This window comes from Allobosea sp. BK604 (assembly GCF_004341515.1).
Taxonomy (GTDB): domain Bacteria; phylum Pseudomonadota; class Alphaproteobacteria; order Rhizobiales; family Beijerinckiaceae; genus Allobosea.
Genome location: NZ_SLZF01000011.1, coordinates 126,973 through 140,570, shown reverse-complemented (window position 1 = coordinate 140,570; position 13,598 = coordinate 126,973). Strand labels below are relative to the sequence as shown.

14 protein-coding genes are annotated in these 13,598 nt (G+C 66.6%); 3 read left to right on the top strand and 11 right to left on the bottom strand.

Annotation, left to right across the window (positions count from 1 at the left end):
* Positions 1 to 52 precede the first annotated feature (52 nt).
* Entirely contained in the window at positions 53 to 949 is an 897-nt protein-coding gene (locus EV560_RS29020) for a dienelactone hydrolase family protein (protein WP_131859324.1), read from the bottom strand.
* A gap of 112 nt (positions 950 to 1,061) precedes the next feature.
* Positions 1,062 to 1,709 carry a ceramidase domain-containing protein gene (locus EV560_RS29015; RefSeq protein ID WP_131859323.1) on the bottom strand — a complete coding sequence of 216 codons (648 nt, stop codon included), beginning with the start codon at positions 1,707 to 1,709 and terminating at the stop codon, positions 1,062 to 1,064.
* Between the two features lie 468 nt (positions 1,710 to 2,177).
* On the opposite strand from EV560_RS29015, the gene EV560_RS29010 reads away from it, so the two are divergent.
* Both EV560_RS29010 and trmFO read left to right on the top strand, forming a co-directional pair.
* Entirely contained in the window at positions 2,178 to 2,333 is a 156-nt protein-coding gene (locus EV560_RS29010; protein WP_131859322.1) for a DUF1127 domain-containing protein, read from the top strand.
* A gap of 226 nt (positions 2,334 to 2,559) precedes the next feature.
* On the top strand, positions 2,560 to 3,972 hold the full coding sequence (gene trmFO, locus EV560_RS29005) for a methylenetetrahydrofolate--tRNA-(uracil(54)-C(5))-methyltransferase (FADH(2)-oxidizing) TrmFO (RefSeq protein ID WP_131859321.1): 1,413 nt from the start codon (positions 2,560 to 2,562) through the stop codon (positions 3,970 to 3,972).
* A gap of 109 nt (positions 3,973 to 4,081) precedes the next feature.
* Here trmFO and EV560_RS29000 read toward each other — a convergent pair whose 3' ends face one another.
* From EV560_RS29000 to yajC, 5 genes are all read right to left on the bottom strand, one after another.
* A complete protein-coding gene (locus EV560_RS29000) occupies positions 4,082 to 4,984 on the bottom strand; it encodes a phytoene/squalene synthase family protein (protein WP_131859320.1) in 903 nt (300 codons plus the stop codon).
* Between the two features lie 101 nt (positions 4,985 to 5,085).
* Complete coding sequence (locus EV560_RS28995; protein ID WP_131859319.1) at positions 5,086 to 5,463, bottom strand: Mth938-like domain-containing protein; 378 nt, start codon at positions 5,461 to 5,463, stop codon at positions 5,086 to 5,088.
* A 19-nt stretch (positions 5,464 to 5,482) separates the two neighbouring features.
* Positions 5,483 to 6,436 carry a protein translocase subunit SecF gene (secF, locus tag EV560_RS28990; RefSeq protein WP_131859318.1) on the bottom strand — a complete coding sequence of 318 codons (954 nt, stop codon included), beginning with the start codon at positions 6,434 to 6,436 and terminating at the stop codon, positions 5,483 to 5,485.
* Between the two features lie 25 nt (positions 6,437 to 6,461).
* Positions 6,462 to 8,072 carry a protein translocase subunit SecD gene (secD, locus tag EV560_RS28985; protein ID WP_131859317.1) on the bottom strand — a complete coding sequence of 537 codons (1,611 nt, stop codon included), beginning with the start codon at positions 8,070 to 8,072 and terminating at the stop codon, positions 6,462 to 6,464.
* 55 nt (positions 8,073 to 8,127) lie between these two features.
* A complete protein-coding gene (gene yajC, locus EV560_RS28980) occupies positions 8,128 to 8,403 on the bottom strand; it encodes a preprotein translocase subunit YajC (RefSeq protein WP_131859473.1) in 276 nt (91 codons plus the stop codon).
* Between the two features lie 343 nt (positions 8,404 to 8,746).
* On the opposite strand from yajC, the gene EV560_RS28975 reads away from it, so the two are divergent.
* Positions 8,747 to 9,622 (top strand): ATP-binding protein, encoded by an 876-nt coding sequence (locus EV560_RS28975; RefSeq protein WP_131859316.1) that lies wholly within the window; start codon positions 8,747 to 8,749, stop codon positions 9,620 to 9,622.
* Between the two features lie 131 nt (positions 9,623 to 9,753).
* Here EV560_RS28975 and EV560_RS28970 read toward each other — a convergent pair whose 3' ends face one another.
* From EV560_RS28970 to surE, 4 genes are all read right to left on the bottom strand, one after another.
* Positions 9,754 to 10,287: a GNAT family N-acetyltransferase gene (locus EV560_RS28970; RefSeq protein ID WP_131859315.1), complete on the bottom strand. Its 534-nt coding sequence runs from the start codon at positions 10,285 to 10,287 to the stop codon at positions 9,754 to 9,756.
* Between the two features lie 142 nt (positions 10,288 to 10,429).
* Complete coding sequence (locus EV560_RS28965; protein ID WP_248312252.1) at positions 10,430 to 11,848, bottom strand: LysM peptidoglycan-binding domain-containing M23 family metallopeptidase; 1,419 nt, start codon at positions 11,846 to 11,848, stop codon at positions 10,430 to 10,432.
* 123 nt (positions 11,849 to 11,971) lie between these two features.
* The gene (locus EV560_RS28960; protein WP_131859314.1) at positions 11,972 to 12,637 is read right to left on the bottom strand and encodes a protein-L-isoaspartate O-methyltransferase family protein; all 666 of its coding nucleotides are present in this window, start codon (positions 12,635 to 12,637) and stop codon (positions 11,972 to 11,974) included.
* Between the two features lie 199 nt (positions 12,638 to 12,836).
* The gene (surE, locus tag EV560_RS28955; protein ID WP_131859313.1) at positions 12,837 to 13,598 is read right to left on the bottom strand and encodes a 5'/3'-nucleotidase SurE; all 762 of its coding nucleotides are present in this window, start codon (positions 13,596 to 13,598) and stop codon (positions 12,837 to 12,839) included.

The following is a 13,598-nucleotide window of genomic DNA, read 5'->3' as shown; positions in this document are numbered from 1 at the left end:
CCCGCCGCGCCTCGCGGGAGGCGCGCGGCGGATTATCCTTAAGCCGATACGCTCAGGCCACGCCGTAGGTCTTGAACCAGGCCAGCATCTTGGCCCAGCCGTCCTCGGCCGGCTGCTTGCGGTAGCTCGGGCGGTAATCGGCATGGAAGGCGTGCGGCGTATCCGGATAGATCACGATCTCGACCGTCTTGCCCGCAGCCTTGGCGGTATCGCGCTGCTTCTCGACATCGGCGACGGGGATGCCGGTATCGGCGCCGCCATAGAGACCGAGCACCGGCGCCTTGATATCGGCGGCGACATCGGCGGCGGTCTTCGGCTGGATCTCGGTGCGGTTGCCGCCGAGCGGGCCATACCAGGCGACGGAGGCCTTCACCGCCGGATTATGCGCGGCATAGAGCCAGACCGCCCGCCCGCCACGGCAGAAGCCGGTGACGCCGAGCCGGTTGGCATCGCCCTTCGAGCTGGCGGCGGCCCATTTCGCGGTCGCATCGAGATCGGAGAGCAGCTCGGCATCTGGCTTCTTGGAGATGACCTGGCTGACGATCTGCTGCACGTCGGTCATCTTGGTGAGGTCGCCCTGGCGCGCATAGACCTCGGGCGCGACCGCGCAATAGCCGAGCTTGGCGAGGCGCCGGCAGGTGTCCTTGATATATTCGTGGACGCCGAAGATCTCCTCGATGACGAGCACGATCGGGAACGGGCCGTTGCCGGCCGGCATGGCGCGATAGGCGGGCATCTGACCGTCCGCGGTCGGGATCTGCACGTCGCCGGCCACCAGCCCGGTGCTGTCGGTCGTGATCGCCTGGCCATGGACGACGGTCGTCGCCAAGGTGAAGCCCGAGATCAGACCGGTCATGACGAAACCGCGGCGCGAGAACGGCTCGCGGACAAGACCATCGAGGCCTTCGAGAACGGGCTTGGCAGCTTTGGCGGAGGCAGATGCGGTCATGGCTGGCACTCACAGGGGTCGGGAGGCGGGAGAGTGGGACAGCCATTCCGGCCTGCCAAGCGGCCAGCGCCGCAGGTCGGTCACAGCTGCGTGATTGCGGCTGCCCTCTGCGTCAAGCCGGCGACGAACGTGTGACCACAGCCCGCAGCAGCAGATAGAGCACGGAGGCGTTGAGCAGATGCCAGAGGAAATGCGTGCCGAAGGGCAGCGCCTGGCACAGCGCGCCATCGAGCGCGCGCAACGTCAGCGACACCGCGAAGACGAGCCCGGCGAGCCCGATCAGGCGAGCGCTCGACTCATCCTTCCGCCACAGCGCGATGGCAACGCCGAACAGGGCCAGGACGAAGGAGGCATAGCCGGCCGAGCCGCGTGCGGCAGCCGGCAGCAGCGGCGCGAGCCCGGCCGAGAGGGCGAAGGAGGCAGCCAGGAAGGCGAGCGTGCCGAGGACGGAGATCGCCGGGCCCAAGCCGAGGAACCGCCAGAGCGCCAGCCCGAAATAGGAGAAGGCGAAGAGCTGGATCGGAATGACATCGGCGAGCAGCGTCCAGCGCTGCGGCATGGTGTGGAACAGGAAGGAGCCGATGCCGATGATGAAGACCAGCGCGACCAGCAGGGCCGCCGGCCAGTCGCGCCGGCCGCTCCGCAGCAGCAGCGCCAGCCCGGCGAGCGCCGCCAGGATGAAGGCGCCATTGGTCAGGGCGTTGAGCGGTTCGGCCCAGAAATCTGCGCTGACCCGCTCGCAATAGCCGAATCGCAGCATCGAGCCCCCTTTGCAGCCGCTGCCATGTTCAGCAGATGCCGCCTGTCCGGCGCAAGATCGGCATCGCAAACCGGCTCATGTTGCATCGCAGCATCAGTGGCAGCCACGGCCCACCCTTAAGCTTCGATTAAGCCATCTGGCATGCCACTGGAGTTGCATTGGATGCATATGAAACTGATCTTGTGCCATTTCGGGGCAGAGAGCAGGCAATTCAGCCTCACACCCGCCGAACGCGCCGAAAGCGGTCCATAATTTGGGCATGGCTGCCGCGATCGCGCCGAATTGGTTAAGCGCTCAGCTCCGGAGAATCAGCAAACCTTGACGAAATATGAAATCGACATGCAAAGAACGCATATCGGAACTGAGACTTCGCCCCTGCAACAGGCAGTCCGCCTCCCTTATATGCAGCGCACAACGAATTCATCGTTGTCGGGCCAGAAATGACCCCGGCACTCAGGAGACAAACCGATGTTCCTTACCATGATCGCTGCCAAGATCCGCGCCTACCTCCGTTACCGCGAGACCGTTCGCGAGCTCTCCCGTCTGACCGACCGCGAGCTCGACGATCTCGGCCTCTCCCGCTCGGAGATCGCCTATGTCGCTCGCAGCCACGCTGCGGCCTGATCGACTGATTTGCGACGGAGCGCCGCGACGGCGCTCTGATCGAACCATCGTTTCATTTTTGCCTCGCGAGCGAGAGCCCGCCTGAAAATGTCTCGATTTCTCCTGGATCGTGCCCTCCCCTCGATCCGGTCGAAGAGCGAATGCCCGCCTCCTCCCAGGCGGGCATTTTGCCGTTTTGGACGCTGTTTCCCTTGACCTGAGCCCCGCCTGCGGACACATCGCAGGCATGAGCTTGAAACCCATCCATGTCATTGGCGGCGGTCTCGCCGGCTCGGAAGCCGCCTGGCAGATCGCCGAGGCCGGCGTTCCGGTCATCCTTCACGAGATGCGGCCGGTCCGCGGCACCGACGCGCACAAGACCGACGGCCTCGCCGAACTGGTCTGCTCCAACTCCTTCCGCTCCGACGATGCCTCCAGCAACGCGGTCGGCCAGCTCCATTGGGAGATGCGCCGGCTCGGCTCGCTGATCATGGCGAAGGGCGACGCGCACCAGGTCCCGGCCGGCGGCGCGCTCGCGGTCGATCGCGATGGCTTCTCGCAGGCCGTCACCGCCGCGCTCGAGGCCCATCCCAACATCACCATCGACCGCGGCGAGATCACCGGCCTGCCTCCGGCGGACTGGGACAGCGTCATCATCGCAACTGGGCCCCTCACCTCGCCGGCCCTGGCACAGGGCATCCAGTCGCTGACCGGCGAGAGCGAGCTCGCCTTCTTCGACGCGATCGCGCCGATCGTCCATTTCGATTCGATCGACATGGACCAGGCCTGGTTCCAGTCGCGCTACGACAAGGCGGGTCCCGGCGGCACCGGCGCCGACTACATCAACTGTCCGCTCGACCGTGACCAGTACGAGGCCTTCATCGACGCGCTGCTCGCCGCGGAGAAGACCGAGTTCAAGGAGTGGGAGGGCACGCCCTATTTCGACGGCTGCCTGCCGATCGAGATCATGGCCGAGCGTGGCCGCGAGACGCTGCGCTGGGGCCCGATGAAACCGGTCGGCCTGACCAACAAGCACAACCCGACGGTCAAGGCCTATGCCGTGGTGCAGCTGCGCCAGGACAATGCGCTCGGCACGCTGTTCAACATGACCGGCTTCCAGACCAAGCTGAAATATGGCGAGCAGGCTGCGATCTTCCGGATGATCCCGGGCCTGCAGAATGCCGAATTCGCCAGGCTCGGTGGTATCCACCGCAACACCTATCTCAACTCGCCAAAGCTGCTCGATCCGTCGCTGCGGCTGAGGGCCGATCCGCGCCTGCGCTTCGCCGGACAGATCACCGGCTGCGAGGGCTATGTCGAGAGCGCCGCGATCGGCCTGCTCACCGGCCGCCTCGCCGCGGCCGAACGGCTCGGCGCCGCGCTCGAGATTCCGCCGGCGACGACGGCGCTCGGCGCCCTGGTGAACCACATCACCGGCGGCCATATCGTCACGATCGACGAGGGGCCGCGCTCGTTCCAGCCGATGAATATCAATTTCGGCCTGTTCCCGCATATCGAGGGCGTGGCCAAGACCGGCCCGGACGGCAAGCGACTGAAAGGCCCGGCCAAGAGCCTCGCCCGCAAGCAGGCGCTGACGGCGCGGGCGAAGATCGAGCTGGAGGCCTGGGCAGGCGGAGCCGCGGCGCAGGCTGCGGAGTGAGTAAGAGATAGATCATTGGACCGGATATCGTATCGGGTTCGATGATCCAGCTTCTTGTTTCCGCATCGGCTTTTCCGAAAACCCGCGATCCAGTTTTCGGACCGATGCGCTATCCCCGCATCGCCTTCCGCGCCGCCCGCCAGATGATCCATTGCCGCTGCCAGGCCGGCAGCGTGATGATCGTGCGGAACGGATCGTAGCCACCGCGCTCCATGCGCCTTAGATAGGGCTCGACCAGCGCCATCGGCAGAAAAGCCGGTGCGATGGCCCGCGGCATCGTCTCGCGCAGTTCGCCGAGCTTCTTCAGGTGCTTGCGCGCGATGCCGCGCAGCTCCTTCAGCGTATAGAGCACGCCCGGCCCGCCGCGCCCGCGCACGATATCGTCGCGGATCACCCCGTTCCGGCTGAGGATATCGCCCGGCAGGTAGACCTGTCCCGCCGCCGAGTGCCAGGGGAAGGCGCGCATCAGCCCGGTCAGCGCATAGGCCACACCGGCATGGCCGCAAGCCGCGGCGCCGCCGGGATCGCGTCCCTCCGCCAGGATGATCGAGGCGAGCCGGATCAGCGCACTCGAGGTCTCGCCGACATAGCCTTCGAGATCGCTGAGCGATGGCATCGGATCGTCGTAGAGATCGAAGACACGCGCCTCGATCAGCCCGGTCAGCGGCGCGATCGGCAGCCGGTAGCGCAGGACCGTATCGAGCAGCGCGGCTGCGACCGGATGGGCCTGCGCCTCGCCACGCGCATCGCCCTCCAGCAGGTCGCGCCACCATTGCAGCCTGACCTCGCCCGGAAGGGGCTCGCTGACCTGCTCGCGCACGCGGGCGATCTCGTGGCTGAAAGCGTAGAGCGCGAACAGGCCCTGGCGCTGCGGCTCGGGCGCATAGAGGCTCGCGATATAGCGGTCATGATCGCCCTCGCGCACCAGCGCGGCGCAATGGGCATAGGCCGCCGGCAGCGCCTGCGGCACGATATCCCGTCGATCATCAGTGTCGGTCGTCATGCGGATCATCCCGCGCCGGCCGCGAACAGGAGACGGCCATGGATCAAGCCGCTACTCTAGGCCAGAGGCCTTATGGTGGCTACGCCTCATGCACATGAGCACCGCGCATTTTACTCGACGGCGATCAGCGCCGCCGCCACGCGCCGGTCCTCGCCGACAAGGACATTATAGGTCCTGGCCGCCGCGCCCGTCGCCATGCCCTCGATCGTGATCCCGGCTTCGCGGAAGCGCTCGCGCCATTCGCCGGGAACGAAGCTGATGTCCTGGCCCGTGCCGATCAGCAGGAAATCGATCTCTTCGGCCTCGTCGAGCACGGGCTGCAGGCTCTCGATCGTGATCTCGCCGAAGGAGGTGACCGGCCAGATCCTGATGCCGGAGGGCAGCGCCAGGATCGAGCCGCGATGGCTCATCTCGGCGAAGCGGAAGCCCCCCGCACCGAAGGCGTCGATCTGGTAGCGGCCCGGAACGAAACCGTCGAAGCGGGGCATCTTGTCACCCTGCCCCGGCTCAGCTCGCCTTGGGCTTGGCGCCGGCCGGCAGCTTCTCCTCGGCCGCCTGGTCGTGCCGACCCGAGCGGACGTCGAGATAGAGCAGCACCGGCGTCGAGATGAACATCGCCGAATAGGTGCAGACCACGACGCCGACCAGCATGACCAGCGCGAAGCCCTCGATCGCCGTGCCGCCGAACAGGACCAGCGCCAGCAAGGAAAGGATCGTCGTGGTCGAGGTGATCGCGGTGCGCGACAGGGTCGAGTTCACCGAGAGGTCGAGCAGTTCCTCGATCGGCATGGTCTTGTAGCGCCGCAGCAATTCGCGCGTGCGGTCGAACACCACGACGGTCTCGTTCAGCGAATAGCCGACGATGGTCAGGATCGCCGCGATCGAGGTCAGGTTGAACTCGAGCTGGGTGATCAGGAAGAAGCCGACGGTCAGCACGATGTCGTGCAAGGTGCCGACGATTGCGCCGAGCGCGAGCGGCATCTCGAAGCGGAACCAGAGATAGATCAGCACGCCGACGATCGCGAGAACGACGCCGAGCGTGCCGGCCTGGACCAGCTCGCCCGAGACGCGCGGGCCGACAGTCTCGACCCGGCGGAACTCGTAATCCGTCGTGAAGACGTCGCGGGCACGGGCGACGACCGCCTGCTGCGCGGCCTCGCCGCCGGGCTGGAGCGCAAAACGCATCGAGACGTCGCCGGCGGTGCCGAATTCCTGGACCTCGACCTCGCCGAAGCCGAGCGCCGTGGCCGAATGGCGGATCGTGGCGATCTCGGTCTTGCCGCTCTTGGCCTGCATCTCGATCAGCGTGCCGCCGCGGAAGTCGATGCCGAAATTCAGGCCGACCGTCAGGAACAGCGCCACCACCAGCACGGAATAGGCAGCCGAGAACGGGTAGCTGAAGCGCCGGAAGCGGACGATCTTGAAGCGGGTATTGTCGGGAACGATGCGAAGCAGACGCATGCTCAAATCTCCTAATCTGGCAGCGTCAGAACGGCAGCGCCTTGGGCCGGGCCCAGCGATACCAGACGGCGATCAGCATCCGGGTCAGCGTCACCGCGGTGATGACCGTTGTCAGGATGCCCAGGATGAAGACCACGGCGAAGCCGCGCACCGGGCCGGAGCCAAGCGTGAACAGCGCCACGGCGGCGATCAGCATGGTCACGTTCGAATCGATGATCGTGGCGAAGGCGCGCTGGAAGCCCGCTTCGAGCGCGGAGACCAGAGATCGACCGAGATGCGATTCCTCGCGCATGCGCTCGTAGATCAGCACGTTCGAATCGACCGCCGTGCCGATGGTCAGCACGATGCCGGCAATGCCGGGCAAGGTCATGGTCGCGCCTAGCAGCGACATCAGGCCCAGGATCAGGCAGACATGGACCAGCAGCGCCACGCTCGCGATGATGCCGAAGAGGCCGTAATTGCCGATCATGTAGAGGATGACCAGCACGGTCGCGATCAGCGTCGCGGTCTTGCCGGCCTGGATCGAATCCTGGCCGAGGCCGGGGCCGACGGTGCGCTCCTCGACGATCGTCATCTTGGCCGGCAGGGCGCCGGCGCGCAGCAGGATGGCGAGGTTGTTGACCGACTCGACCGTGAAATTGCCCGAGATCTGGCCTGAGCCGCCGGTGATCGGCGACTGGATGACCGGCGCCGAGATCACCTTGTTGTCGAGCACGATCGCGAGCGCGCGGCCGAGATTCTCGGTCGTCGCCTGGCCAAAGCGCTGGGCGCCGCGGATATTGAAGCGGAAATTGACGATCGGCTGGCCGGTGCGCTGGTCGAAGGACGGCTGCGCATCGATCAGATCGGCGCCTTCGACGATCACCTGGCGGCTGACCGGGATGAGCTGGCCGCCGGCATCCTGCGAGGGCAGCATGTCGACATCGCCGCTGTTCTGGTCGGCGACCATCCGGAATTCCAGCTTGGCGGTCTCGCCGAGGATTTCCTTCAGCCGCTGCGGATTCTGCAGACCCGGCACCTGCACCAGGATGCGGTCCAGGCCCTGGCGCTGGATGTTCGGCTCGGTCGTGCCGAGCGCGTCGACGCGCCGGCGCAGCACTTCCATGGCCTGCTCGACGGCGCGGCGGATGCGCTCATTGGCTCCCGCCTCGGTCACCTGGGCCTGCACCAGCCCGTCGGGCTGCTCCGAAATCTCCAGAGACTGGTTGCCGGAAGGGCCGAATGCGCCGAGCGTGCCGACCGGCTGGGCGAGCTCGCGCAGCTTAGGCAACAGCTTGGCCCGGTCACCCGCATCCGGCACGCGCACCTGCACGCCACGTCCCGTCGTGGTGATGCCGCCCTGGATCGCGATGCGCTCCTCGCGCAGGATGCGACGCAGGTCGTCACGCAGCTGCGTCACCTGGGTGCGGATCAGCTCGGCGCGATCGATCTCGAGCAGGACGTGCGAGCCGCCCTGCAGGTCGAGGCCCAGCGTCATGGCGTGGATCGGCAGCAGGAAGCGCGGGATCCAGGACGGAGCGCCCTGCTCGATCGCCTTGCGCGTCTCCGGCGAGAACAGGTTCGGCACGGCGAGCCCGCAACCGAAGATCAGCACGAGCAGGACGAGAATGACCTTGCGGGCCTGGAGACGAAGCATCTGCGTGAACAGCCTTGTTGTCGCGTCTCGGCCCGGGAAAGGGCCGTAACGCCCTTCAGTTCTTGACTGGCTCGCTCTTCGAGCGGACGTCCTGGATCATGCTCTTGACCAGCCGGACGCGCACGCCATCGGCGATCTCGGCCTCGATCTCTGCGTCGTCGATCACCTTCGAGACCTTGGCGATGATACCACCGGAGGTCACGACCGTATCGCCGCGGCGCACGTTCTTGATCATTTCCTGGTGGCTCTTCACCCGCTTCTGCTGCGGCCGGATGATCAGGAACCACATGATCACGAAGATCAGGACGAACGGCACGAGCGACATCAGCATGTCGTTGGTACCGCCGCCAGCAGCGGCCTGGGCGAAAGCGGGGGTGATCACGAACGGGCTCCTTCACATCGGCGGCGCGAACACGCCGGCCGTCAATGCGGCAACAGGCTAGTCAGGCTCAAAAAGCGCGCGGACTATAGCCACAGGCAGCGTTAAATCAATTGCGGGCACGGGCAATGGTCCGCCCGCGCCCCTCACCTATGGATTCGCCGGCATTCGCGCAATGGTCTTGTGTCTTGCGGAGCGCGGCTCTTGTCGCCTGCGCTCTTGTCTCGCGCCCCCGGGTGATCTATTCCGGTACCGTACCGTTCGGTACTATTTTTTCCATGCGGACGCGCTCCCGATGACCGACAACGCCGCCCTGACGCTCGAAACCCTGCTGCGTATCGCCTCCGCGCTGGAGCGCATCGCGCCGCCTGCCCGCAAGGCGGCCGACCTGACCGCGGCCGATGCCTTCGTCTGGCACCCGGCCGGCTCCGAGCTCGCTCCCGTGGCCAAGGTGAACCGCGTCGAGCTGTCGCTGCTGCGCGGCGTCGACCGCGTACGCGATATCCTGGCCGAGAATACCGAGCGCTTCGCCCGCGACCTGCCGGCCAACAATGTCCTGCTCTGGGGCGCGCGCGGCATGGGCAAGTCCTCGCTGGTGAAATCGGTCCATGCCGACACCAACAAGCGCCTCGCCGGGCAAGCGCTGCCGCTCAAGCTGATCGAGATCCACCGCGAGGATATCGAGAGCCTGCCGGTGCTCATGGGCCTGCTGCGCCAGGACAGGCACCGCGTCATCGTCTTCTGCGACGATCTCTCCTTCGACGGCCAGGACACCTCCTACAAGTCGCTGAAGGCCGCGCTCGATGGCGGCGTCGAGGGCAGGCCCGACAATGTCGTGTTCTACGCCACCTCGAACCGCCGGCATCTCCTGCCGCGCGACATGATGGAGAACGAGCGCTCGACCGCGATCAATCCCGGCGAGGCGGTCGAGGAGAAGGTCTCGCTCTCCGATCGCTTCGGCCTCTGGCTCGGCTTCCACAAGTGCAGCCAGGACGAATATCTCGCGATGATCGAGGGTTACACCAGCCATTTCAAGCTGGACATCGCGCCGGAAGACCTGCGCCGCGAGGCCCTGGAATGGGCGACGACGCGCGGCTCGCGCTCCGGCCGCACCGCCTGGCAATATATCCAGGATCTCGCCGGCCGGCTCGGCAAGCGGCTGGAGAGCTAGAGCATTTTCGAGCGAAGTGGATGCCGGTTCGCGTGAAGAAAATGCGTCAAAACAAATAGATAGAGCATTTTCGCGGTTCGAAGAAACGCGGAAATGCTCTAGTGGCAGGCACGCCCCCCGCAGCTCGAATCTCAGCTCGCCGGATGACGCGGCAGCACCATCCCGAATGAAATCCCGCCAGCCCGGTTCCTCACCTCGGAGCCGGGCGCCCGGCGGAAGCCGGCGCGCTCGTAAAGGCGAACGGCCGGATTGCTATCTCGCACATTGAGGCAAAGGCCCAGTCCGGCGGAGCGCGCCTCAGTGATGAGTGCGTCGATCAAGGCTTTCCCGGCGCCGAGGCCGCGGGCCGTTTCCCGCACCCCAATCGACATCTCGGGCGTCAGTTCGTCGACATAGTAGGATGGCTGCTCCTCGGGCCTGAACTGGCGCGCCCAGGCCGCGCCGACAGCGCCGCCCTCGATCTCTGCGATCACACCGAAATCGCCGGGGCGCTTCCAGCCATCCAGATGCGCGGCGACGAGCGGAACGCTCATGGCGCTCGCGACGCTCGGCTCGTAGGCCGCGATCGCCAGACAGTCCCAGAGAAGCCCGATATCGTCGGCTTCGGCGCTTCGCAGGCGGATCATCGCGGGGGAGCCGGTTCGTTCAGGCGGAATGCCGGACATAAAAACGGCGGGACGGCCAGTCCTGGGGCCGTCCCGCCTTGTTCCGATCAGCGGGGTCTCGCGGGGGCTGATCGAAGGTAAACCTAGCTCGTAGCGTTAGCTTGATCCCGGTTCGCGGCGAAAATGCGTCGGTGATTCGGGATCAGTTGTTGAGGTAGGGCATCGGGTCGACCGGGGTCGAACCCTTGCGCAGCTCGAAATGCAGCTGCGGCGAGGCGACATTGCCGGTCTGACCCGACTTGGCGACGACCTGGCCGCGCTTCACCGTCTCGCCACGCTTGACGCTCAGCTCGCCATTATGGGCATAGGCCGAGACATAGCCGTTCGGATGGCGGATCAGCACGAGATTGCCGTAGCCCTTGAGCTCGCTGCCGGCATAGGCGACGACGCCGCCCTCCGCCGCCTTGACCGGCGTGCCTTCCGGCACGGCGATGTTGATGCCCTCATTGGCGCCCTTGCCGCTATAGCCGGCGATAACCCGACCGCGGGCCGGCCAGCGGAAGTCGGCACTGGCAGCCTCCTCCTGCTTCGGCAGGCTCGCCGTTGTCACGGGTTCGGGAGCCGGCTCGGCCGCGGCCTTCGGCACGGCGGTGAGCTTCTGCTCCGGCGGGGCGCTGGCGACGACGGTGGGCTTGGCCTTCTCGGGCACAGAGGCCGGAGCCGGCTTCTTCGCCTCGGCGACGACGGGCTTGGCTTCGGCCACCGGCTTGGTCTCGACCACCGGCTTGGCCGCGGCAAGCTTCTTGGCCTCGGCCTTCGCCTTGGCTTCGGCAGCGAATTTGGCGCGGGATTCGCGCATCGCCTGGGCATCGGCCGCAGCCTTGGACTTGGCCTGCGCCTGCTCCTCGGCGGCACGGGCTTTCGCCTGAGCCTGCGCTTCGGCAGCCCTCGCCTTCGTTTCCGCGGCGATCTGGGCCTTGCTCTTGGCCTCGGCGACCGGCGGCGGCGCCGGACGCGGTGTCGGGACGGCGAGGCGCTGCGGCTCGGGGGCCGGAGCCTCGCTGCGCATCGCCTGCTGCCTCGGGGCGCTGTCGCCGCCGGCGTTGTAGACCGGGATGACCAGCCGCGAACCCGGCGCCAGATTGCCGCCGGAAAGGCCGTTGGCCGAGATCAGGGCCGAGCGTGGCACGCCATAGCGCGAGGAGATCATATCGAGCGTCTCGCCCTGGGCGACGACGATCGGGGTTCCGCCCTGGGCGGACCAGCCATTGGCGCTGCCGACGACCGGCGCCGGCGGCGCGCTCCGCAAGGCGACGGCCGACTGCGGGGGCGGCAGCGGCCGCGCCTGCATCTGCGGCGCTGCCTGCATCTGCGGTGGCGGCAAGGGCTGCGAGCGCACCGAAGCGACCGAACCGCTCGGCATCGGTGCAGCGTTGATCGAGCCCGTCGTCACCGGATCGCGCTGGGCCGGGGCCTGTGCGGTCTTGAACGGGCTGTCGAAGGGGTCGCTGGTGAAACGCATCGCGTCCGACGAGCATGCACTGACGCTGAGGGCCAGCACGCAGGCAGACGACAGACGAAGGGCGATGCCGGGCTTGGCCGATCCGTGCTGGCTACGCATGAACAGAATACTCGCGAACGACGCAACTCGATGAAGGCGATTAAAACCTCGTTCAGGTTACGAAAGCGTTTCGAGCCGGCCCCCTCCTTGAATTTTTAGCCGGGCGATCTATCGGATTCGCGCTCAGAGCGCCTGGGCAAGGCCCGGCGCCAGCGGCGGCAGGCGCACGAGCGGGCCGAGCGCATGGTCGAAGGCGGCGCCGTCGGCAGCGCGTGTCACCACGACGCGCCGTGCCAGTCCTTCGATCCTGAGCGCCCCGACCAGCCTGCCGCCGGGCGAAAGCCGCAGCAGCAACGCCTCAGGCATGGAATTGGCGACGCCATTGACGAGGATGCGGTCGAAACGGCCGAGCGAACGGTCAGGCTGGAAGCCGTCGGCATGGCGCAAATCAACTGATTCGGCATAGCCGCTGCCGCTGATTCGCTCATGCGCCGCCAGTGCCAGCGTGCGGTAGCGCTCGAGCGAGACCACCTCCCCGCCCATGGCCGCAAGCAGCGCTGCGACATAGCCGGAACCGGTACCGACCTCGAGCACGCGCGCCGAAGGCTGCATATCGAGCGCGCTGACGAGATTGGCGACAGTATGCGGCGCCGTCATCGTCTGGCCGCAGGGCAAGGGCACGGAGACGTCCTGACGTGCCAGATCGGCAAATCGCGCCGGGGCGAAGCGCTCGCGCGGCACCCTCTCCATGGCACGCAGCACGGAGAGATCGCCGATGCCGCGCGCCCGGAGCGAGAGCAGGAAAGCGACGGTCCGCTCGCCTTCGCTGCTCAGCCCCTCGTCGCTCATTGCGCTCCCCGACGAATCAAATCGCTGTTTGGGATCATCCGGGAATTCGCTGGCATGAGTCGACTGGCAGGGCCGTCAGGAATCCGAAAGGAGCGCATGTCAGTACATGAGCACCGGAAGCGCCGACGACCAAGTCAGGCGACCAAGTCAGGCGGCCATGCCGGAGAATTCGCAGTTGATCTCAGGCGAACCTGTGATCTCAAGCGAACACCTGGGCGAAGCGGGTCATGGTCGGTTCGTGCGTGAGGTCGAGCTCGAGCGGCGTCACCGAGATCTTCTGCTCCGAGAGCGCACGCAGATCGGTTCCGTTAGCCGGCTCTTTCCGGCTGCGCTGGAAGGCGATCCAGAAATAGGGATTGCCCCGCCCGTCCTGGCGTGGCTCCAGCCGCATCAGCTCCTGGTCCCGCCTGCCCTGCGCCGTGACCGCGACGCCTTTGACGTCGCCCGGTGCGGCATGCGGGAAATTGAGGTTGAACAGCACGCCCTCCGGAATGCCTTCGTCGAGCAGGCGGCGGATGACTCCAGGCGCGTGATGTTCGGCGCAATCCCAGTGGATCTGGTCGCGCCCGGTCGGGCCGTAGGCCTGGCTGATCGCGATCGAGGGAATGCCGAGCAAGGTGCCTTCCATCGCGGCGGCGATCGTGCCCGAATAGGTCACGTCCTCGGCGACGTTCTGGCCGCGATTGACGCCGGAGAGCACGAGATCAGGGCGGTGCTCGATCATGATCGAGCGCGCCGCCATGATCACGCAATCGGTCGGCGTGCCGGCAACGGCGAAGCGCTTCTCGCTGATCTTGCGCAGGCGCAGCGGATTGCTCAGCGACAGCGAATGCGCCACGCCCGACTGGTCGGTCTCCGGCGCGACGACCCAGACATCGTCGGAAAGCTGCGCCGCGATGCGCTCCAGTACGGCAAGGCCCTCGGCATGGATGCCGTCATCGTTCGTCACAAGGATGCGCAT